This is a genomic window from Streptomyces niger, assembly GCF_000718305.1.
Classification (GTDB): domain Bacteria; phylum Actinomycetota; class Actinomycetes; order Streptomycetales; family Streptomycetaceae; genus Streptomyces; species Streptomyces niger.
In genome coordinates this window covers 356208-377485 of sequence record NZ_JOFQ01000002.1, presented here as the reverse complement: position 1 = coordinate 377485, position 21278 = coordinate 356208, and the positions used below count along the sequence as shown (strand labels likewise).

At 71.8% G+C, this 21278-nt stretch carries 22 protein-coding genes; 9 read left to right on the top strand and 13 right to left on the bottom strand.

Features of this window, described 5'->3' with window-relative positions:
- Positions 1–350 precede the first annotated feature (350 nt).
- Complete coding sequence (locus IF20_RS05520; protein WP_052863813.1) at positions 351–830, bottom strand: hypothetical protein; 480 nt, start codon at positions 828–830, stop codon at positions 351–353.
- Between the two features lie 82 nt (positions 831–912).
- The gene (locus IF20_RS05515; RefSeq protein ID WP_052863812.1) at positions 913–1608 is read right to left on the bottom strand and encodes a TetR/AcrR family transcriptional regulator C-terminal domain-containing protein; all 696 of its coding nucleotides are present in this window, start codon (positions 1606–1608) and stop codon (positions 913–915) included.
- A gap of 74 nt (positions 1609–1682) precedes the next feature.
- Between IF20_RS05515 and IF20_RS05510 the strand changes: the two genes are divergently transcribed.
- Both IF20_RS05510 and IF20_RS05505 read left to right on the top strand, forming a co-directional pair.
- Positions 1683–3197 carry an FAD-dependent monooxygenase gene (locus IF20_RS05510; protein WP_052863811.1) on the top strand — a complete coding sequence of 505 codons (1515 nt, stop codon included), beginning with the start codon at positions 1683–1685 and terminating at the stop codon, positions 3195–3197.
- Positions 3198–3293: 96 nt separating this feature from the next.
- Entirely contained in the window at positions 3294–3767 is a 474-nt protein-coding gene (locus IF20_RS05505; protein WP_052863810.1) for a GNAT family N-acetyltransferase, read from the top strand.
- On the opposite strand, the gene IF20_RS05500 is transcribed toward IF20_RS05505, so the two are convergent.
- From IF20_RS05500 to IF20_RS05490, 3 genes are all read right to left on the bottom strand, one after another.
- Positions 3743–4219, bottom strand: a complete 477-nt coding sequence (locus tag IF20_RS05500; protein WP_052863809.1) for a cytidine deaminase family protein — start codon at positions 4217–4219, stop codon at positions 3743–3745. The genes IF20_RS05505 and IF20_RS05500 overlap by 25 nt on opposite strands.
- Before the next feature lie 107 nt (positions 4220–4326).
- Positions 4327–5724, bottom strand: a complete 1398-nt coding sequence (locus IF20_RS05495) for a GntP family permease (protein WP_052863808.1) — start codon at positions 5722–5724, stop codon at positions 4327–4329.
- A 111-nt stretch (positions 5725–5835) separates the two neighbouring features.
- The gene (locus IF20_RS05490) at positions 5836–6372 is read right to left on the bottom strand and encodes a gluconokinase (RefSeq protein ID WP_052863807.1); all 537 of its coding nucleotides are present in this window, start codon (positions 6370–6372) and stop codon (positions 5836–5838) included.
- A gap of 166 nt (positions 6373–6538) precedes the next feature.
- Between IF20_RS05490 and IF20_RS05485 the strand changes: the two genes are divergently transcribed.
- On the top strand, positions 6539–7240 hold the full coding sequence (locus IF20_RS05485) for a FadR/GntR family transcriptional regulator (protein ID WP_052863806.1): 702 nt from the start codon (positions 6539–6541) through the stop codon (positions 7238–7240).
- Positions 7241–7268: 28 nt separating this feature from the next.
- Here IF20_RS05485 and IF20_RS05480 read toward each other — a convergent pair whose 3' ends face one another.
- Both IF20_RS05480 and IF20_RS05475 read right to left on the bottom strand, forming a co-directional pair.
- A complete protein-coding gene (locus tag IF20_RS05480) occupies positions 7269–7454 on the bottom strand; it encodes a hypothetical protein (RefSeq protein ID WP_407702450.1) in 186 nt (61 codons plus the stop codon).
- A gap of 116 nt (positions 7455–7570) precedes the next feature.
- Entirely contained in the window at positions 7571–9169 is a 1599-nt protein-coding gene (locus IF20_RS05475; RefSeq protein WP_052863804.1) for an acyl-CoA mutase large subunit family protein, read from the bottom strand.
- Positions 9170–9351: 182 nt separating this feature from the next.
- Between IF20_RS05475 and IF20_RS05470 the strand changes: the two genes are divergently transcribed.
- On the top strand, positions 9352–10218 hold the full coding sequence (locus IF20_RS05470) for a L,D-transpeptidase family protein (protein WP_052863803.1): 867 nt from the start codon (positions 9352–9354) through the stop codon (positions 10216–10218).
- A gap of 263 nt (positions 10219–10481) precedes the next feature.
- Here the strand turns inward: IF20_RS05470 and IF20_RS05465 are convergent, their stop codons facing one another.
- The 6 genes from IF20_RS05465 to IF20_RS05440 all read right to left on the bottom strand — a co-directional run bounded on the left by IF20_RS05465 (position 10482) and on the right by IF20_RS05440 (position 16775).
- Positions 10482–11624, bottom strand: a complete 1143-nt coding sequence (locus IF20_RS05465) for a hypothetical protein (RefSeq protein WP_052863802.1) — start codon at positions 11622–11624, stop codon at positions 10482–10484.
- Entirely contained in the window at positions 11624–12418 is a 795-nt protein-coding gene (locus IF20_RS05460; RefSeq protein WP_052863801.1) for an RNA polymerase sigma factor, read from the bottom strand. The genes IF20_RS05465 and IF20_RS05460 overlap by 1 nt, the downstream gene beginning before the upstream one ends.
- A 374-nt stretch (positions 12419–12792) precedes the next feature.
- Positions 12793–13566, bottom strand: a complete 774-nt coding sequence (locus tag IF20_RS05455; protein ID WP_052863800.1) for a hypothetical protein — start codon at positions 13564–13566, stop codon at positions 12793–12795.
- A gap of 10 nt (positions 13567–13576) precedes the next feature.
- Positions 13577–14173, bottom strand: coding sequence for an RNA polymerase sigma factor (locus IF20_RS05450; protein WP_052863799.1), 597 nt, complete (start codon positions 14171–14173; stop codon positions 13577–13579).
- Between the two features lie 233 nt (positions 14174–14406).
- Positions 14407–14979, bottom strand: a complete 573-nt coding sequence (locus IF20_RS05445; RefSeq protein WP_052863798.1) for a hypothetical protein — start codon at positions 14977–14979, stop codon at positions 14407–14409.
- Positions 14980–15110: 131 nt separating this feature from the next.
- Positions 15111–16775, bottom strand: coding sequence for a beta-N-acetylhexosaminidase (locus tag IF20_RS05440; protein ID WP_052863797.1), 1665 nt, complete (start codon positions 16773–16775; stop codon positions 15111–15113).
- 308 nt (positions 16776–17083) lie between these two features.
- Between IF20_RS05440 and IF20_RS05435 the strand changes: the two genes are divergently transcribed.
- The 5 genes from IF20_RS05435 to IF20_RS05415 all read left to right on the top strand — a co-directional run bounded on the left by IF20_RS05435 (position 17084) and on the right by IF20_RS05415 (position 21200).
- Positions 17084–17608, top strand: coding sequence for a 2-oxo-4-hydroxy-4-carboxy-5-ureidoimidazoline decarboxylase (locus tag IF20_RS05435; protein ID WP_052864050.1), 525 nt, complete (start codon positions 17084–17086; stop codon positions 17606–17608).
- A gap of 180 nt (positions 17609–17788) precedes the next feature.
- On the top strand, positions 17789–18169 hold the full coding sequence (gene sdhC / locus IF20_RS05430; protein ID WP_110943876.1) for a succinate dehydrogenase, cytochrome b556 subunit: 381 nt from the start codon (positions 17789–17791) through the stop codon (positions 18167–18169).
- 9 nt (positions 18170–18178) lie between these two features.
- Complete coding sequence (locus IF20_RS05425) at positions 18179–18649, top strand: succinate dehydrogenase hydrophobic membrane anchor subunit (protein WP_030254128.1); 471 nt, start codon at positions 18179–18181, stop codon at positions 18647–18649.
- A gap of 20 nt (positions 18650–18669) precedes the next feature.
- Positions 18670–20424, top strand: coding sequence for a succinate dehydrogenase flavoprotein subunit (gene sdhA / locus IF20_RS05420; RefSeq protein WP_052863795.1), 1755 nt, complete (start codon positions 18670–18672; stop codon positions 20422–20424).
- On the top strand, positions 20424–21200 hold the full coding sequence (locus tag IF20_RS05415) for a succinate dehydrogenase iron-sulfur subunit (protein WP_052863794.1): 777 nt from the start codon (positions 20424–20426) through the stop codon (positions 21198–21200). The genes sdhA and IF20_RS05415 overlap by 1 nt, the downstream gene beginning before the upstream one ends.
- Positions 21201–21278: the final 78 nt, after the last annotated feature.

Below are 21278 nucleotides of genomic sequence, written 5' to 3'. Positions count from 1 at the left end.
ACGATCCGTCGCGCGCGGGTGAGCCGTGCCGGCGTAAGTGATCCAGCACGTGTCGCGCGTGGTGTCGGCGAGATACCAGACGCGTCCGCCGCCGGTCCCCTCGATCTGCCACTGCTCGCAGGCATGTCCACGGAACGCACCGTGGGCCAATGCCCCTTTCAGCCGGTGATGCCGTGGAGTCTCCGTCGTCGGCCTGGGGTCCGTACGCATGGTCAGCCAGGCCCGGTACGTGTTCTCGCGAGCCTGCTGGGCGAGACAGTCCCAGCCCTTGGCCGCAGCCGCGTCGGCGAACCGGACGTCCCACTGGCCCTCCGGAGCGGGTGGGGCGGCACGATCGCCTCGGCCCGGCGTCACGAGGCGTGCCGCGGCGTGTGCGCCTGACCGTAGTCGTCGTCGTGGTGTCCGGTCAGTGCGGCCAGCAGTTCCGGGTCGGAGTGCGCCTCCGCGGTGTGTTGCCAGGCGACGAGCAACTGGGCAACGGAAGCACTGTTGTCGACCGAGTCGGCGGCACGCATGGTGTCGACCAGTTCGACGGCGAAGGCATGGATGTCCGGCTCCGGCAGGAAGCGGACCCAGGGAAACGCCTCCGGCAGTATGTCGAGGAGGAGCTCCAGGCTGCCCGGTTCGCGCCGTGCGAATGCGGCGAGCATGCGGGTGGCGGCCGACACCACGGTCCGGTCCTGTTCGGCCCGCGTCGCCGTGGTGAGGAGGAGGTCCTCACCGTCCCGGCGATGGAGCAGCAGCCGGGGCGTTTCCCGCAGACGAGCAAGCGTTTGCTTGTTCTTGTTCACCAGCTCGGAGAAGTTCACGGCAGCACGTTCCGGGGCCATGACTTTGAAAGTACTTCGAAACTTCGACCTCGACCATCACCCGAAGCGGTGATCCGGTGCCACGTCGGCGACCGCGGGAACGTCAGGGTGTTTCGTCGGCACCCCCGCGCGGCACCGTCGCCTCCACCCCCGCGATGACGATGCGCAGGCCGCCCTCGAAGGCGCGGTCGAAGTCGTCGAAGAACTCCCGGCCCACGGCGGCCGCGAGCGGATACCGGTCCGCGAGCCGGCGCTCGCGGTCGCCGAGGTCGTAGGCCGGGTCCCGGGAGTCCGGGGTGCGTTGCTCCGGCGCGCCGGGCTCGGGGAAGACCGACTGCTCCTCGATGACCAGGCCGATCGTGAAGTTGTACGCGGCCCACCAGGCGTGCGCCGCCTCGCCGAGCGTGAAGCCGGCATCCGTCAGCGCCCGCAGCAGGGCGTCCATCGGCGCGGCGTAGCTGTCGTCGGTCATCCGCGTACCGGAGAAGACCTTGCCGCCGTCGCGGTAGCCCAGGAGCGTACGGCGCAGCGTGCGGCAGCTCACCCGCAGCATGTCCTGCCAGTTCGCGTCGGAGCCGCCCGGCGGGGCGCCGGCGAACTCCGCGGCCATCCGCCGGAACATCTCGGTGGCCATCTCGTCGAGCAGTTCCTGCTTGTTCTTGAAGTGCCAGTACAGGGCCGGGGCCTGGACGTTCAGCTCCTTCGCGATGCGGCGCAGGGTGAGCCCGTCCAGTCCCACCTCGTTCAGCAGCCGCAGAGCGGTGTCCACCACCTGTGTCCGGTCCAGTCGCGAAGCCATGTTGACAATTTAACACCGTTAAGCCCATGCTCGGGAACAGACCACTTAACAGCGTTAAGGACAGGGGAACGGGGATGGACACGACCGTGGACGTACTCATCGCAGGGGCCGGCCCGACCGGCCTGGCGCTCGGCATCGACCTCGCCCGCCGGGGCGTGCGCGCGCTGGTCGTCGAGCGGCAGGACGGCCTCTCGCCCGGTGCCCGCGGCACCGGCCTGCAGCCGCGCACCCAGGAGGTCTACGACGACCTGGGAGTGCTGGCCGCCGTGCGGGCAGCGGGCGGCCTGTACCCGCCCATGGCCACCTGGCAGGACGGGCAGATCAAGGAGACGTTCGAAATGGTGGAGCGGGTGGCGCCGACGCCGGGCACCCCGTACTCCAACACACTGATGGTCCCGCAGTGGCGCAACGCGGAGCTGCTCCACGAGCGGCTGGCGGAGCTGGGCGGGAGCGTCCGGTTCGGGACCGAGCTGACGGGGTTCCGGCAGGACGCGGAGGGCGTCGGCGCGGAGCTGACCTCGCTCGCGGACGGGACGGTGCGCACCGTACGCGCCCGGTACCTGGTCGGCGCCGACGGCGGCCGCAGCGCCGTCCGCCGGCAGCTCGGCACCCCGATGAGCGGCCCGGACCTGGAGCCGGGCGCCGCGCTGCTCGCCGACGTACGCGTCGACGGCCTGGACCGGGACCACTGGCATCTCTTCCCGCAGCCGGGCGGCGGCTTCGTCACGCTGCTGCCGCTCGCCGGGACGGACAGCTTCCAGACCATGGCGGCGCTCTCCGCCGACGCCCCGGACACCCGTCACGAGGCCGTCCGCGCGACCCTCGCGGCCCACACCCACCTCACCGCCGGACAGGTCCGCGAGGTGCTGTGGACCTCGGTCTACCGGCCCCGCGCCGGGATGGCCGAGCGGTTCCGCGACGGCCGGGTCTTCCTCGCCGGGGACGCCGCGCACATCCACTCCCCCGCCGGTGGCCAGGGCCTGAACACCAGCGTCCAGGACGCCTACAACCTCGGGTGGAAGCTCGGCCAGGTACTGCGGCACGGCGCGCCCGAAGCGCTGCTGGACACGTACGAGGCCGAGCGGCTGCCGGTCGCCGCCGGAATCCTGGAGACCAGCACCCGGCTGCACCGCTCCCGCTCGCTGCGGCGCGGCCGCGACCTGCACCAGCTCACGCTGGGGTACCGCGAGTCGCCGCTGACCGGCGAGCACCGCGACGGCCTCGCGCCGGACGCGCTGCGGGCCGGCGACCGGGCGCCCGACGCGCCGTGCACCACCCCCGACGGCGCGCCGTTCCGCCTCTTCGACGCCTTCCGCGGCCCGCACTTCACCCTGCTCGCCCTCGACGGCGCCGAGCCGCCGCGGCCGGCCGCCGAGTGGGCCGCGCACGTCCGCACGTACCGGATCGGCGGCCCCGCGCCCGACCTGCTCGACGCCGCGGACCACGCCCGGCAGGCGTACGGCGACGGCGGCCTCTTCCTCGTCCGCCCCGACGGCTACGTCGCCGTGGCCGCAGCGGGGCCGGGCCCGGTCGCCGCGGCGCTGGCCCGGCACTTCCCGGCGGCCCCCGGCACCGCCCGCGCGGCCTGAGCGCCCGGTACAGGGCACTCCTGAGTGCCCTGTACCGGCCCCGGTTCCGGCAATCCGGATGCGCGGGCACCCGCCCGTGCACGAGAGTGCTGCGCCATGGACGAGACGAGAACGGAACGCGCCGTCCTGCGGCGGGCCGGGCCGGCGGACGCGGCAGGCGTGGCCGAGGTGTGGCTGCGCTCGTACGACGCCGCGCTGCCCGGCGTCGTACGGCCGCACACCGACGACGCGGTACGGGCGTGGTTCCGCACGGTGGTCGTGCCGGAGCGGGAGACCTGGGTCGCGGACGCCAGCGGCGAGATCGTCGGAATGATGGTGCTGCACGGCGCGGTAGAGCTGGACCAGCTCTACCTCGCCCCGGAACGGCGCGGCCAGGGCCTCGGTGACCGCTTCGTCGCGCTGGCGAAGGAGCGCCGCCCCGGCGGCCTGGCGCTGTGGACCTTCCAGGTCAACCGGCCCGCACAGCGCTTCTACCTGCGCCACGGCTTCCGCGAACGGTTCCGCACCGACGGCCGGGACAACGAGGAGCGGGAACCGGACGTGCGTTACTCCTGGCTGCCGGAGGGCTGACCGGGCGCCGCGGTCGCCGGCCCGCCCTCCGCTCCGTCCTGCTGCTCGGCCGCCACGTACGCCACGGGCAGCAGCGCGCGGACCGGCAGGGCGCGGCGGTCGTCCCCCGCGCCGACGATCACGGTGAGGTCCGGGTGGTAATCCAGCAGCACCTGGCGGCAGCGGCCGCAGGGCGGGAGCACGCCACGCCCCCCATCGGCGACCGCCACGATCTGCCGGAGGTCGTACGCGCCCTGCGCGGCCGCGGCCCCCATGACGACCAGCTCGGCGCAGGGGCCACCGGTGAAGTGGTGGACGTTCAGGCCGGTGACGATCCGGCCGTCGGCGGTCCGGGCCGCCGCCGCCACGGTGTGGTCGTCACCGCGCGCGTACGCCGCCACGGCCTCCTCGGCGGCGCGCACCAGCGCGTGGTCGACCGCCGGGTCCTCGCCGGTGCCGGGATCGGTGGTCATGGGTCGCCTCACACCTCTCGTACGGGAAGCCGCGAAGGGCAGTACGGACGCTATCCGTCCGTACGGCCCTTCGCGACGCGATATCTCCTACCGGGTCCCGTGCCCGGCTACACCACCAGCGACAGCAGCAGTACGCAGATGATCGAGACGACGGAGATCACCGTCTCCATCAGGGACCAGGTCTTGACCGTCTGACCGACCTTCATCCCGAAGTACTCCTTCACCAGCCAGAAGCCCGCGTCGTTGACGTGGCTGAAGAAGAGCGAACCGGCACCGACCGCGAGGACCATGAGCGCGGCGTGGGTGGTGCTCATGTCGGCGGCCAGCGGGGCGACGAGGCCGGCGGCGGACACCGTGGCGACGGTGGCGGAGCCGGTCGCGAGCCGGATGGCGACCGCGATCAGCCAGGCCAGCAGCAGCGCGGGCAGGCCCCAGTCCTTGGACAGGTCCAGGATCATGTCGCCGACGCCGACGTCGACCAGGGTCTGCTTGAAGCCGCCGCCCGCGCCGACGATCAGCAGGATGCCGGCGATCGGGGCGAGGGACTTCTCCACGGTCGAGGAGAGCCGGCCCATGCTGAAGCCCGCGGCCTTGCCGAGGGTGAACATGCCGACCAGCACCGCGACCAGCAGGGCGATCAGCGGCGAGCCGATCACGTCGAAGATCCGCTGCACCTGGGCCTCGGGGTCGTCGACGATGATGTCGACCAGCGCCTTGGCCAGCATCAGGACGACCGGCAGCAGCACGGTGGCGAGGGTCGCGCCGAAGCTCGGGCGCTTCTCCAGCTCCTCGGACGGCCGCTGGGGGATCATCTTCTCCGGCGGGGCGATGTCCACCCAGCGGGACGCGAAGCGGGAGAAGACCGGGCCGGCCAGGATCGCGGTGGGGATCGCGACGATCACGCCGAGGCCGAGGGTGACACCCAGGTTGGCCTTGATCGCGTCGATGGCGACGAGCGGGCCGGGGTGCGGCGGGATCAGGCCGTGCATGACGGAGAGGCCCGCCAGCGCCGGGATGCCGATCCGCATGAGGGAGAAGTTGCCGCGCTTGGCGACCAGCAGCACGACCGGGATCAGCAGCACGATGCCGACCTCGAAGAAGAGCGGCAGGCCTACGATCGCGGCGATCAGCACCATCGCCCACGGCATCATCCGTCTGCTGGACTTGGCGAGGATGGTGTCGACGATCTGGTCGGCGCCGCCGGAATCGGCGAGCAGCTTGCCGAGGATCGCACCGAGCGCGATGAGGACGCCCACGCCGGCGACCGTGTCGCCCAGGCCGTTGGTGAAGCTGGTGATGGCCTTGTCCAGCGGCGCGCCCGCGACCGCGCCGAGCACCAGCGAGCCGATGGTCAGTGACAGGAAGGCGTGCAGCTTGAACCGGGTGATGAGCAGAACGATGACGGCGATGCCGACGAGTACGGAGATGCCCAGCTGAGCGTTGCCTGCCGAGGTGATCGGCTCGGCCGCGTCCGCTGCCATCATCTCGACGCTGAGATGGGTCACGGCTTGTCCTTCGGTTGGAGCCCGGTCTCGCGATCGGAGCTCGGGGGTACGGCTCGGGACCGGAGCCCCGGGGAAGGGCGCCGGTTCAGAGCTCGGGGGTGCGGCTCCTGATCAGAGCTCGGTGGTGGCCGGGGAGGGGCCCTCGTCGAGCTGCCGCAGCGCTGCGACGGCCCGCTCGGTGATCTCTTCCGGGGTGCCGGCGACGTCCACCACCACGCCCCGCTCGTCGTCGGCGAGCGGCTGCAGGGTGGCGAACTGGGAGTCCAGCAGCGCGGTGGGCATGAAGTGGCCCTTGCGCTCGGCCATGCGGCCCGCGATCAGCTCGCGCGAGCCGGTGAGGTGCAGGAAGACGATGTCGGGGGCGGCGGCCCGCAGCCGGTCGCGGTAGACCCGCTTCAGCGCGGAGCTGCTGACCACCCCGCCCTTGCCGGCCCGGCCGTGCGCCCAGGCGCCGATGGCGTCCAGCCACGGCTCGCGGTCGGCGTCGTCGAGCGGGTGCCCGGCGGACATCTTGGCGATGTTGGCCGGGGGATGGAAGTCGTCGCCCTCGGCGTACGGCACATCCAGCGCGTCGGCGACGAGCGGTCCGATCGTCGTCTTGCCGGTGCCGGCGACTCCCATCACGACGATGACATGGGGGGTGCTCATCGCGGTCTACCTCGCTCGCTCGTCCTCATTGACTTGGCGTGACGAGCCACCTCGGTGGCTCGAATGCATCGCTCCACTGAAACTCATTAGGTACGACGTATTCAAGAGTCTGTGACGCAAACGTCATACTTAATCTTCCCGAGACCCGGGAACGTAGGCTTATCGCATGGATAACGCGGGGCAGGGACTGCATGCACGGGTGCTGGAGTCTCTCGGGCCGGAGATCGCGGCCGGCGAGCACCGGCCGGGCACGGTCCTGCGCACCGACGAACTGGCCCAGCGCTTCGACGTGTCCCGCACGGTCATCCGCGAGGCGGTACGCGTCCTGGAGTCCATGCACCTGGTGGAGTCCCGGCGCCGGGTGGGCGTGACCGTACGCGCCACCGAGGAGTGGAACGTCTACGACCCGCGGGTCATCCGCTGGCGGCTGGCCGGCGCCGACCGCCCCCGCCAGTTGCGCTCCCTCACCGTCCTGCGCTGCGCCGTCGAGCCGGTCGCGGCGGGCCTGGCCGCCCGGCACGCCTCGCCCGAGCAGTGCGCGGCGCTCACCGAGCACGCCATGGGCATGGTGGCCACCTCACGCGGCCAGCAGCTGGACGCGTACCTCGTCCACGACACCGCCTTCCACAAGACGCTGCTGACGGCCTCGGGCAACGAGATGTTCGCGCGGCTGCACGAGGTGGTCGCGGCGATCCTGGCCGGCCGCACCCACCACCACGTGATGTTCACCGACCCCGACCCGGCGGCGGTCACCCTGCACGTCCAGGTCGCCGAGGCGATCCGCACGGGGGACGCCGCCCGCGCCGAGGAGCTCACCCGCGAGATCACCGTCGGCGCGATGGCCGAACTGGACATCCTGGCGCCCTGACGGGCGCGGTCCCGTCAGGGCCCGCCGCTCAGAACAGCGGCTGCTGCCCCGGGAACGGCGGCTCCTCCGGGTCGAACAGCTTCTCCGCGGGCGCCATCATGGGCGCCATCCGCCGCGACCCGGGACACGAGATCAGCTCCAGGCCGGTGCGCCGCCCCGGCGGGTCGTGCCGGGCGAACCGCCCGTTGACCACGGCGATGTCTCTGGTGCACACGGGACACTTACGGCGGGGTGAGGACATGACACCAGTCTGACTGCTCCCCCGGCCGACTGTGACTCAGGGCGCGGACACCGCCCGCGCCCCGCATCCGTACCGGCCGCCCGCGACGCTCAGAACGCGTCCGTGGGCACGTAGGCACCCCAGACCTCGCGCAAGGTGTTGCAGACCTCGCCGACCGTCGCCCTGGCCTTCAGCGCCGTCCTCATCGGGTACAGGACGTTGTCCGTGCCCTCGGCGGCCTTCTTGAGGTCGGCCAGCGCCGCGTCCACCGCGGCCTGGTCGCGCTCGGCGCGCAGCTTCTTCAGGCGCTCGGCCTGCTGCGCCTCGATGGCCGGGTCGACGCGGTGCGGCTCGTACAGCTCCTCCTCGTCGAGCTGGAAGCGGTTCACGCCGACGACCACCCGCTCGCCGGAGTCGGTCTCCTGGGCGATGCGGTACGCGCTGCGCTCGATCTCGTTCTTCTGGAAGCCGTGCTCGATGGCGGCGACGGCACCGCCCAGGTCCTCGACCCTGCCCATCAGTTCGACGGCGGCGGCCTCCACGTCGTCGGTCATCTTCTCCACGACGTAGGAGCCCGCGAACGGGTCGACGGTGGCGGTCACATCGGTCTCGTACGCGAGGACCTGCTGCGTACGCAGCGCCAGCCGCGCCGACTTGTCGGTCGGCAGCGCGATGGCCTCGTCGAAGGAGTTGGTGTGCAGCGACTGGGTGCCGCCGAGGACGGCGGCCAGCCCCTGGACGGCGACGCGGACGAGGTTGACCTCGGGCTGCTGGGCCGTCAGCTGCACGCCGGCGGTCTGCGTGTGGAAGCGCAGCATCATCGACTTCGGGTTCTTGGCGCCGAACTCCTCCTTCATCACCCGGGCCCAGATCCGGCGCGCGGCACGGAACTTGGCGACCTCCTCCAGGATCGTCGTCCGCGCCACGAAGAAGAACGACAGCCGGGGCGCGAAGTCGTCGACGTCCATGCCCGCCGCGACGGCGGTCCGTACGTACTCGATGCCGTCGGCGAGGGTGAAGGCGATCTCCTGCGCGGGCGAGGCACCGGCCTCGGCCATGTGGTAGCCGGAGATCGAGATGGTGTTCCACTTCGGGATCTCGGCCTTGCAGTACTTGAAGATGTCCGCAATCAGCCGGAGCGAGGGCTTGGGCGGGAAGATGTACGTACCGCGGGCGATGTACTCCTTGAGCACGTCGTTCTGGATGGTGCCGGTGAGCTTGGCCGGGTCCACGCCCTGCTCCTCGCCGACCAGTTGGTACAGGAGCAGCAGCAGGGCGCCCGGCGCGTTGATGGTCATCGAGGTGGAGACCTTGTCCAGCGGGATGCCGTCGAACAGCACCCGCATGTCCTCGATGGAGTCGATCACCACGCCGACCTTGCCGACCTCGCCGGAGGCGATCGGCGCGTCGGAGTCGTGGCCCATCTGGGTCGGCAGGTCGAAGGCGACCGAGAGGCCCATCGTGCCGTTCTCGATCAGCTGCTTGTAGCGCGCGTTGGACTCCTTGGCCGTACCGAAGCCGGCGTACTGGCGCATCGTCCACGGGCGTCCGGTGTACATCGAGGGGTACACGCCGCGGGTGTAGGGGTACGCGCCGGGCTCACCCAGCTTCTCCGCGGCGTCCCAGTCACCGAGCGCGTCCGGCCCGTAGACGGGTTCGATGGGCAAACCGCTCTCGGTGTGCCGAGCACTGCCGGTCTCGCGCGCCATGGTGCCTGCCTCCCGCTGCGCTACTGATCAGTAATGAACTGCTCTGCGACGGACTGTAGTGGCGGCCGTGCGCCCCGTGGAGAGGCCCGGCCTGGGACCTTGCTCACAGCATGCCCGCAGGTTCCGCCGGCCGCAGTGCCGGGAATGATGAGGAGGGGCGGGTGAGACCACAGGGGTGGGACATGCATCGGCACACGCAGCGCAGCAGGGCGTTCCGCACGGCGACCGGCACGCTGGCGCTGGCCGCCGTCCTGGTGTCGACGGCGGGTTGCAAGGAGATGCGGATACGGGTCGACGACGGCAAGGGCGCCGGACACACCGCCGCGGCCCCGCGCACGGCGCTGCCGACGACGCCGGCCGCGCCGCCCTCGTCCCGTACGGCGAAGCCGCCGGCCGCGAGGCCGACGCACGCCGCGCCGAAGCCGGTGCTGGCGCCGGGCGCCCGGAGCGAGCGGGTCCGCGATCTTCAGGCGCGGCTGCGCCAGGTGAAGCACTTCGACCGGAATCCGACGGGCTACTACGGCTCCGTCACGGCCGCCGCGGTCTCGGACTTCCAGCGCGCCCAGGGCCTGCCCCGCACGGGCACCGTGGACGCGGCGACGCTCAGCGCCCTCCGGGTGCGGACGCACCCGCCGACGCGGAGCGAGCTGTACCCGCCCACGGCCCGCCCGGTCGCGGCGCTCGACAAGCGCTGCCTGACGGGGCGGGTGATCTGCATCAGCAAGAAGAGTGACACGCTGGCCTGGATGGTTGACGGCAAGGTCGTCTCGGCGATGGACGTGCGCTTCGGTTCGCAGTACTCGCCGACCCGCGAGGGCACGTTCGCGATCACCTTCAAGAGCCGTCACCACGTCTCGACGATCTACGACTCGCCGATGCCGTACGCGATGTTCTTCAGCGGCGGCCAGGCGATCCACTACAGCAGCGACTTCGCCGCCCGCGGCTACTCCGGCGCCTCCCACGGCTGCGTGAACGTCCGCGACAAAGAAAAGATCGCCACCCTGTTCCAACAGGTCGAGCCGGGCACCAAGGTCGTCATATACAAGTAGCCGCCCACAAGACGCCCTGCTCTGACCGCCACCACCAATTGAGCAACCCCCACGGCGAGCAACCACGTCCGCGAGAGCGGCGGCGGTTCAGCCGCAAAAAAAGGGCGCGAGCGGGGCCGGGGGAACGTGCCCCGCTCGCGCCGATGCGCGGTGCCGTAGGTACGGGGGGAACCCCGGCGCCCGCGCAGCCGATGACCAGTCGGCTTCAGTACGTACAGCGTCACGGGCCCGAAAAACGTCACACCCGATGGCCAGGAGGGGTGTCAGCCGGTCGGGGAGGGGGTGGTGGAGGGCGTCGGCGTGGCGCTCGAAGGCTCCGGTGACGGGGTGGTCGTCGTGGGGGCCGGGGTGCCGCTCGGCGCGTAGCTTGGGTGGCTCTCGTCGTCGCCCTGGCTGCCGCCCGTGGTGCCGCCACCGGAGTCGCTGCCCCCGCTGGAGCCGCCGTCGCCCGACGTGCCGTCACCGGAAGAACCAGAGGAACCAGAGGAACCGGAGGAGCCGGTGGATCCCGTGTCGCCGGCGGAGTCGCCGACCGTGGTTCCCGAGCCGCCGAGCCCGCCGGTCAGGCCGTTCTGCTGGAGGTACCGCCGGCAGAAGGCGTGCAGCCGGTCTGCGCCGCCGGCCGCGCGCTCCATGCGGCGCACCCGGTCCTCGGAGTCGGTGCGGCCCGCTTCGTAGTCGCGGCAGAGGGCGAGGGCGGCCGCCCGCCGCTTGGCCTGGCTGCCGCCGTCCGTCCCCTTCCCACCCGGGGTGAGGTCCGGTACGGGCAGGTCCACGGCTGCGTCGCCGTCGCGGCCGGGCGTCGGCCGCCCGTCGGGACGTGCGGGCGTGGTGGGGGTCGCGGGGTCCGCGGAGTCGGCGTCCGCGTCCGGTGATCGGGTGGCGCCGTCCGAGGCGTCGGGCGCCGGGTCGCGGCTCTCCAGCGTGCTGGGGGTGACGGCGGCCGAGACGCTCGGGGACGGGTCGGGCCCGCGGTGGAAGGGGGTGGGGAGGACGCCGGTGCCGGCGGCCACCGCGACGCCGCCGAGGGCGCAGCCGGCGAGGGCGACGGCGAGGCCGCGCCGGAAGGGGCGGCCGAGGCGGTTGCGGTCGGAGGTGCGGGACGCGCCGCCGGACACGGACCGCACCACGGGTATGCCGTCCTCCGCCGCGCTCTCCGCGGCGCCGCCGGCCGTGGCCGTGTCGCGCGTAGATCTGCCCGCCGAAGCCTGCCGGAAGGCGGCGACGGCGGCCTCCTCACCGGGGAGCACGGTGTCGGCGGAGGGGGCGGCAGCCGTTCTGGCGGCCGCGTCGAGCAGGTCGTCGAGTTCTTCCGCGCCGCGGCCGCGTCCGGCATCGACCCGTTCGCCACGCAGCAAACGCTCCGCGGCGTCCTCGTCGAGCCAGTTGTACCGGTCGTCGGCCATCACATGTCCTTCTGCGTACGTGCGGCCGTTTCCGTCACACCAGGTACGCACGGTTCCGTTCCGCCGCTGCGGCGTGCACGGCCCTGGGAAGGTGGCGCGCCCACAGGCCCGTCGGCCGGCCGCTCCCCTGCTACAGGACGGTCGGGAAGGCCTTCCGGTTGCTCCGGCGGAACATCTGCTTCACCGGGCACCGCGTCCTCCCCCCGCCCGGTGATCAGCTCCGCGAGGCGGCGCAGTCCGCGGTGGGCCGCGGTGCGCACGGCGCCCGGCCGCTTGCCGAGCACGCCGGCCGCGCTCTTGGCGTCGAGCCCGACGACCACCCGCAGCACGACGGCCTCGGCCTGGTCCTGCGGCAGCTGGGAGATGAGCCGGAAGGCGCGGCCCGTGCCGAGCGACTCCAGGGCCTCGTCGACCGTGTCGGACGAGCTGGGCTTGTCGGTCAGTTCGCTCTCGTCGCCGCCGATGGCCGGGCGGCGGCCGCGCATACGGATGTGGTCCAGGGCACGGTTGCGGGCGATCCGGGCCGCCCAGCCGCGGAAGCGGTCGGCGTCGCCGCTGAAGCGGGCGAGGTCGCGGGTGATCTGCAGCCAGGCCTCGGAGGCGACGTCCTCTGCGTCCGCCTCGCCCACCAAGGTCCGCACATATCCCAGAAGACGCGGATGTACGGCCCGGTAGACGGTACGGAAGGCCGCCTCGTCACCGTCCTGTGCCGCCTGTACGGCGACCGTCAACCGGCTGTCGTCCGGCTGAGTGTCGTCCCCTTGCACGGGTCCATCCTGTCGCACGCGGAGCATCCGCTGCCCGGTCGTTGCTGCCTACGTCGGCCGCCGGCATCCGGCTACCGCAGGTAAATGAACTTTCTGGCGCCGACGGTATCCCGTCGGGCCACCTACGCCGAAGTAAGTACGTCCGGCCCGCCCGCCGGCCCCGGCGGGCCGCCGCATGACGCGTGACGAGCGCACCGACCGGCGCGGACCTGCACGTTACGGGCATCGGCTGCCCTGCGTCCAGAGTCATCGGGATGCGGTCGTCCGTACGGCGTGTGACGCCGCTGTGACGCTTTCGGCCCTGCCGACGCTGTAGGGAATGAGGGCCCGGTGCGGCCCTCCCGAGAACGACGGCCGGGGCCTCTCCTGTGGGGGGTGGCGGCCCCGGCCGTCCCCCTCCCTCACCTCTTCCAGGCCTGGCGCGCCTGTGGTGCCTGTCGCTCCTCCCGGGTCTCGCCCGGCTTCCACGGCTTACCCGGCTGCTTGTGCGGGTGCCCCGTGCCGCGGGCGTGACGCCGCTCGCCGTCGGAGCCCTGGCCGCTGCGCCCCTCGGCCGTGCGGCCCTTGTTCTCCTGACCTTCACCTCCGCGCCCGTGGTTCGCCTCCCCCTCGTTCCCCGGGCCCTTGCCCTGGTGGCTCTTTCCGCCGTGCCACTGGCTGTCGTGGCTCTTGTCGTGGCGCTTGTCGTGCGGGCCGTGGTGGTCGGTCGGCTTGCCGGGGCGCCGGGGTGGCTCCGGGTGGGTGTGCGGGGGCTCGATGAGGGGCGCCACGGGGCCCGTGGGCGAGTCCGGGCGGAGGGACGGGGGTGTCGCGCGCCCGGGCGCCGTGGGCGACGGGCGGGGGCGCTCCGGGGCGCTGCCGGGGAAGTGGCCCATCGACGCCACGGCGACGCCGCCCAGCGTCAACGAGGCCAGCAGCGCCCCCAGCGCGGCGCGTACGGGCCGTCCGACGCGCCGGGCCGCGCGCGGGCGCCGGTCGCCCCGCCGCCGGACGTCCGTCGCGTGCTCCCGGGCGTTCCGGGCCGCGTGGAACGCGGCGACCGCGCGTTCTTCTCCTTCGGGGGTGACGGCGGAGCCGGCCCGCACCGCGGCGCCGAGCAGCTCGCCCAGCGCGGCGGGGCCGCCCCCGTCGTCGTCACCGGGCGCCGCACCGACGCTCCTGGAACCGCCACCCATGCGTGGCCCCTCACCTTCTCCTCTTGTCCCTCGTGCCGCTTCGGTCTTCCCCGTTTCCCCGTGCGTCCAGCCGTGCCGCCAGCCGCCGCAGCCCCTGGTGGGCCGACGACCGTACGGCGCCGGGCCGCTTCCCCAGGACGCGGGCGGCCGCCGGGCCGTCGAGACCGACCACGACACGCAGCAGCACCGCCTCGGCCTGGTCACGCGGCAGCCCCGCGATCAGCTCCAACGCCCGCTCGGCCGACTCCGGTCCACCCGGCTCCGGCCCGTCCGGCTCCGGCCCGGACACGGCCTCACGCTGTCCCGCTTCCGGGTGGCGCGGCGTGGCCAGCGCCCGCCGCCGGGCGATGGCCGCGGTCCAGCCGCGGAACCCCGCGCCGTCCCCGCGGAACCGTCCGAGGTCCCGGGCGATCTCCTGCCACGCCTCGGCGGCCACGGTCTCGGCCGCGTCGCCGACGAGTCCGCGCAGGTAGCCGAGGAGGCCCGGGTGCACCAGGCGGTACGCGGTCGCGAAGGCGGTCTCGTCGCCTTGTTGCGCCCGTGCCACGGCCGCGCCCAGCTCCCCGTCGTGCGCCGATGCGCGACGGGGTCCCGCTCTCCGGCCCAACCGCTGTCCTCTTCATGCGTCCATGCCCGTGTCACCCGTCGTGGCATGGCACGCAGCAGGGCGTCCGCGCCCCCCTTGTCATCAGCGTGGGGCGGGACGGAAATGTCACAGTGTCGCGGGCGCCGCACCGCCGGCACCCCGGCGACCAGCACGGACGCTCGTACGCCGGACGCTCGTACGCCGGACGCTCGTACGCCGGCGACCCGTGGCCGACCGGCGTACGGTCCCGCGGCTCAGGCCGTGCCGCGGGCCTGGCGGGAGACCACGGCGCGCACCACGCGGCGGCCTTCGGCGGAGACCTCCACCGCCTGCCGCAGACCGGCCGGGCCGCGCGCGGAGAGCGCCTCCAGGATGGTCGTCTGCCGCCGGAGTTCGGCCTCGACCAGCGGCGTCATGCCGTCCGTGCGGCCCGCGCGGCGGTCCTCCAGGGTGTACGTACCGTCTTCCGCCCGGCCGGGGTCGAGCAGGTGGTGGATGTGGAGCGCCGCGAGCGAGCAGTCGTCGGCCCAGGCCCGCAGCGCGTCCTCGTCGTCGCGGCCGGCCGGTGCGGCGTCCACCATGCGGCGGACCAGCCCGGCCGGTTCCGCGGTGTCCGGCGCGGCGTCCGCCGGTGCCTGCGGCAGCAGGGCCCGTACGGCGGTCAGCTGGGCGCCCCACGCCGTGCCGTCCGCCGTCAGGCTCGCCCAGAGCGGGCGCAGCGCGTCGTCGTCGGCGCCGAGCAGCGGCAGGCAGCGGTCCAGGCAGGCGAGGCCGCTCGCCGCCAGGCCGCGTGCGTCGGCACGCGCGACCAGTTCCACCAGGCTCATGACGTACGCCTTCCCCTTCGCGACCCGGCACTTCCTTGCTGCGCCGTACTGCGTGCCGGGGCGCCGGAACGTCACAGCGGACCGTGTCATACCGGGGCGAAGGCGTACGTCAGGGCCGTTCGCGGGGTCGTTCAGCGGGCGGGCGCCACCGTCGCGGCCCGGGCCTTGAAGTCGGTCCAGGACAGCTGCGGCTTCCGCGGGTCCCAGACCTTCTGGGAGAGCGCGGCGAGCGGGAGCCGGATGCCGCGGGCGACCTGTTCGGTGGTCTGGGACTGCGGGAGGTCGCCCCAGACGCCGAAGCGGGCACCGGGCACGCGGTCGGGCCCGGTGAGCGAGGCGGTCACCGGGGTGGTGCCGCGCAGCACGGCCGGGGTCCACTGCTTGTAGATGCGCTCGCCGGTCGGGTAGGTGAAGTCGTTCGGCTGGCCGAGCACGTAGTAGAGGAACTCGTCGTTGAGGTTCACGACCGTGCGGCCCTCCTTCAGGAAGCCGGCCGGTTCGTTCGCGCCGATCTCCTTGCCGGTCCAGTACGCCACCGTGCGGTCCTTGGCGGGGGTGACCACCTTGCTGTCGTGGAAGCCGTCGTTCCAGGCCTCGACGTGCTTCACCCCCGCGTCGCGCAGGGTCTTCTCGCGGTCGTTGAGCCAGCCGGTCGTCAGGTCCTGCACGGTCGCCTTCGCGCCGTACTTCTTGGTGGCGGCGCGGGCGAGCTGCGGGTAGCTGGTGCCGGGCGACTTCACGGTGAGGGCGCTGTACTCGTCGCCGCCCAGGTGCCAGCGCGGTCCGGGCACGCCCTCCTCGGCGAACAGCTTCGCGTACTCCCGCATCAGGTCGTCGACGATCTGCGCGGCCTTGGGCTGCGAGATGTCGACCGCGCCGCGCGGGGCGGTGCCGGCGGCGCTGCGCAGCTGGAGCGAGGGGTGCTTGTCGATCACCGCGCCGAGGTGGCCCGGGGAGTCCAGCTCGGGGATGACGGTGATGTGCAGTTCCCGGGCGAGCTTCACCAGGTGGCGGACCTGCGCTTTGGTGAGGTGCTCCGGCGAAACGATTTCCGGGTGGCTGGAGCTCTCGATGCGGAACGCCTGGTCGTCGGAGAAGTGCAGCTGGAGCTGGTTGAGCTTGAGGTCGGCCAGCTCCCGGATGCGCTTCTCCAGCCAGTCGGCGGTGTAGTGCTTGCGGGCGATGTCCATGAGCAGGCCGCGCTGGGCCCGGTCGGGGCGGTCCTCGATGGTGCCCTCGGGGACGCCGTGGGCGGCGCGTACGGACTGCAGGACCGTGCGGGTCGCGTTGAAGATGCCGGTGTCGGTGGGCGCGGTCAGGGTGAGCCGGGTGTCGCGGGCGGTGATCGTGTAGGCCTCGTCGGCGGTGCTCGTGGGGGCCGCGTTGTTCGCCTTCGCGGCCTCGCCCTCCCCGGTGATCTTCAGTTCGACGTCACCAGGTCGCGCATCGTCCTGCCAGGACAGCTTCAGGCCGCCCAGGTCGGCGGCGAGCCGGCGGGCCTCGTCGGCGAGCGGGCTGTCCCGGCCCGCGGGGACGACGACGCGGGCGTTCTTCGAGACGCGCCAGCCGGTACCGTCGGCCGCCTTGAAGGAGCGGACGGCGGGGACCGTGCGGGGGGCTCCCTTGACCGCGGCCCAGCGGGGCGTGGGCGCGGCGGAGGACGCGGCGGACGTGGGTGACTTGGAATCCTGGCTTTCGTTCCCGCTGCCGCTGCCGTGCTGTCCGGACCCGCCGGAGCAGCCGGTGATGGTCAGGGCCGAGGCGGCCAGTGCCACCCATGCCGTCAACTTCCTCATCTACGCAAACCTCCCTTTCCAGGGCGAAGTATTGCCAGCTGGAGAAACTTCCCGTCCACTACGCGCGCGAAAGCTCTCTCATCCGGGTGAAATTCGCGCATCCGTCGGACAGATCCCGTCTCGCGTCGTTACGGTGGCGGCTGCTCACCCACCTCCCCTTCCCCAGGGCTCTCGCCACCCCCCAGCGTGTGACACTCCCGGCGCGTGGCGTTCCCGGCGCACGGCGCCGCCCCTGGCCGTCCGAGGAGATCCCCCTGTCCGACGAGTCCCCCGCCCGGCCGACCACTCTGCCCACTCCCCGGCCCGGCATACCCTCGCAGACCTGCCGGCCGCAGCGGCGGCAGCAGGACGGCGCGTCCGGACTCGACCGCCTGAATTCGGCCGCCGCCGGCGCCGCCGAGACCGCGCTGCTGGCCTGCTGCGGCAGCCGCCGCTGGGCCCGCCGGATCGCCGCGCACCGCCCGTATCCCGACCTGGAAGCGCTGCAGGCCGCCGCCGACGAGGCCAGTTACGACCTGAGCCCCGCCGATCTCGCCGAGGCGCTGTCCGAGGAATCCGTCTCGCCGCAGCCGCTCGCGGGCGCCCGTGGCCGCGGCACGCTCGCGGCCCACACCGCGCTGCGCGCCGCGCACGCGGAGTACGAGCGCCGCTTCCGCCATGTCTTCGTGATCTGCCTGGACGGGCTGCGCGAGGAGGAGCTGCTGAACCACGTGCTGAGCGGCATCCGGAGCCGGCTGGCGCACGAGCCGGACGAGGAGCGCGCCGTCGCCGCCGAGGAGCTGCGCCGGATCGCCCGTGGGCGCCTCGCCCATCTTGTCGGGCAAGGGCCGTGATGGGCCGTTTCCTCCCTGTCCGATAGTCCGTCCGTGCTTGTTTGATCACACCTGAGGACCCCGGCGGGAGGAACCGACAAGTCGTCGCTACGATGGCCAGGGCCGGTGGACCGTACCCGGCCGGGCCAGACCGACAGTGAAGCCGGCAGGCCCCAGTCCCCGCTCCCGGAGGGTTTTTCCGTGCCGGCTGGAACGCTGTATCGCGGCCGGGAAGGTATGTGGTCCTGGGTGGCTCATCGAGTCACCGGCGTCCTCATTTTCTTCTTCCTGTTCGTGCACGTGCTCGACACCGCTCTCGTTCGCGTCTCTCCCGAGGCTTATGACGACGTCGTCGCCACGTACAAGACGCCCCTCGTCAACGTGATGGAGTACGGCCTCGTGGCCGCCATCCTCTTCCACGCGCTCAACGGCCTGCGCGTCGTGGCCGTGGACTTCTGGTCCAAGGGCACGCGGTACCAGAAGCAGCTGCTGTGGACCGTTGTCGGTGTCTGGCTGGTCCTGATGGCCGGCGCCTTCTACCCCGTGCTGCAGCACACCCTGCGCACGCTGTTCGGGAGCTGATGAAGCGCGATGTCCTCTGCTGAGACGACTCCTGTGAACGACTCCGTGTCCCTGTACGACGTGGACAACCCGGCTCCCGTCATCGAGCCGCCCCGCGCCCGTACCAAGAAGACTCCGCGGTCGACCCGGACCAACTTCGAGCTGTACGGCTGGCTGTTCATGCGGCTGTCCGGCATCGTGCTGGTCGTCCTGGTCCTCGGCCACCTGCTGGTCCAGCTGGTGCTGGACGGCGGCGTGAGCAAGATCGGCTTCGCGTTCGTCGCCGGTCGCTGGGCCTCGCCGTTCTGGCAGGCCTGGGACCTGATCATGCTGTGGCTCGCGATGCTGCACGGCGCCAACGGCCTGCGCACGGTCATCAACGACTACGCGCAGCGGGACAACACCCGCTTCTGGCTGAAGATGCTGCTGTACGCCGCCACGGTGTTCACCGTCCTTCTGGGCACGCTGGTGATCTTCACCTTCGACCCGAACATCCGCTAAAGCCGGGGCTGACTGGAACAATGAAGATCCACAAGTACGACACCGTCATCGTCGGCGCGGGTGGCGCCGGCATGCGCGCCGCCATCGAGGCGACGAAGCGCAGCCGCACCGCCGTCCTGACGAAGCTCTACCCGACCCGCTCCCACACCGGCGCCGCACAGGGCGGCATGGCCGCCGCCCTCGCGAACGTCGAGGAGGACAACTGGGAGTGGCACACCTTCGACACGATCAAGGGTGGCGACTACCTGGTCGACCAGGACGCCGCCGAGATCCTCGCGAAGGAGGCCATCGACTCCGTCCTCGACCTGGAGAAGATGGGCCTGCCGTTCAACCGCACCCCGAACGGCACGATCGACCAGCGCCGCTTCGGCGGTCACTCCCGTAACCACGGCGAGGCCCCGGTCCGCCGGTCCTGCTACGCCTCGGACCGCACCGGCCACATGATCCTCCAGACGCTGTACCAGAACTGCGTCAAGGAGGGCGTGGAGTTCTTCAACGAGTTCTACGTCCTGGATCTGCTGCTGAACGATGTGGACGGGGTCAAGAAGTCCGCCGGTGTCGTCGCCTACGAGCTGGCGACCGGCGAGATCCACGTCTTCCAGGCGAAGTCGATCATCTTCGCGTCCGGCGGCACCGGCAAGTTCTTCAAGGTGACCTCCAACGCGCACACCCTGACCGGTGACGGCCAGGCCGCCGCCTGGCGCCGCGGGCTGCCGCTGGAGGACATGGAGTTCTTCCAGTTCCACCCGACCGGCATCTGGCGGATGGGCATCCTGCTGACGGAGGGCGCCCGCGGTGAGGGCGGCATCCTCCGCAACAAGGACGGCGAGCGCTTCATGGAGAAGTACGCGCCGGTCATGAAGGACCTCGCCTCGCGTGACGTCGTCTCGCGCTCCATCTACACGGAGATCCGCGAGGGCCGCGGCTGCGGTCCCGAGGGCGACCACGTCTACCTCGACCTCACGCACCTGCCGCCGGAGCAGCTGGACGCCAAGCTGCCCGACATCACCGAGTTCGCGCGGACCTACCTCGGCATCGAGCCCTACACGGACCCGATCCCGATCCAGCCGACCGCGCACTACGCCATGGGCGGCATCCCGACCAACGTCGAGGGCGAGGTGCTGGCCGACAACACCACCGTCGTGCCGGGCCTGTACGCCGCCGGCGAGGTCGCCTGCGTGTCCGTGCACGGCGCCAACCGCCTGGGCACCAACTCGCTGCTCGACATCAACGTGTTCGGTCGCCGCGCGGGCATCGCCGCCGCGGAGTACGCGCACAAGAACGAGTTCGTCGAGCTGCCCGAGGACCCGGCCAAGCAGGTCCAGGACCAGGTCGAGCGGCTGCGCGACTCCAACGGCACGGAGAGCGTCGTGGCGCTCCGCACCGAGCTGCAGGAGTGCATGGACGCCAACGTGATGGTGTTCCGCACCGAGCAGACGATCAAGACCGCGGTCGAGAAGATCGGCGAGCTGCGCGAGCGGTACCTGAACGTTTCCGTGCAGGACAAGGGCAAGCGCTTCAACACCGACCTGCTGGAGGCCATCGAGCTGGGCAACCTGCTCGACCTGGCCGAGGTCATGGCGGTCTCCGCGCTGGCCCGCAAGGAGTCCCGCGGCGGTCACTACCGCGAGGACTACCCGAACCGCGACGACGTCAACTTCATGCGGCACACCATGGCGTACCGCGAGGTCGGCGCTGACGGCAAGGAGTCGATCCGTCTCGACTACAAGCCGGTCGTCCAGACCCGCTACCAGCCGATGGAGCGTAAGTACTGATGAGCACCCCCACGCTTGACAAGCACTCGGCGGCGCTGGACGCGGCCGAGAGCACCGCTGCCCAGAAGATCACCGTCACCTTCCGGATCCGCCGGTTCAACCCGGAGGTCTCGGCGGACGCGCAGTGGCAGGACTTCCAGCTGGAGCTGGACCCCAAGGAGCGCGTGCTCGACGGTCTGCACAAGATCAAGTGGGAGCAGGACGGCACGCTGACGTTCCGCCGCTCCTGCGCGCACGGCATCTGCGGTTCCGACGCCATGCGGATCAACGGCAAGAACCGACTCGCCTGCAAGACGCTGATCAAGGACATCAACCCTGAGAAGCCGATCACGGTCGAGGCCATCAAGGGCCTGACGGTCCTGAAGGACCTCGTCGTGGACATGGAGCCGTTCTTCCAGGCCTACCGCGACGTGATGCCCTTCCTGATCACGAAGGACACCAACGAGCCGACGCGCGAGCGCCTGCAGTCCGCCGAGGACCGCGAGCGCTTCGACGACACCACCAAGTGCATCCTGTGCGCCGCGTGCACGTCCTCGTGCCCGGTGTTCTGGAACGACGGCCAGTACTTCGGCCCGGCGGCGATCGTCAACGCGCACCGCTTCATCTTCGACTCGCGTGACGAGGCCGGTGAGCAGCGCCTGGAGATCCTGAACGACAAGGACGGCGTCTGGCGCTGCCGTACGACCTTCAACTGCACCGACGCGTGCCCCCGTGGCATCGAGGTGACGAAGGCGATCCAGGAAGTGAAGCGCGCGCTGATCACGCGGCGGTTCTGACGGCCCGTAAGGCCTGATTCCGCGCGAGGGCCCCTGTCCGGTTTTGGTACCGGGTGGGGGCCCTTGGCGTAGGTACGG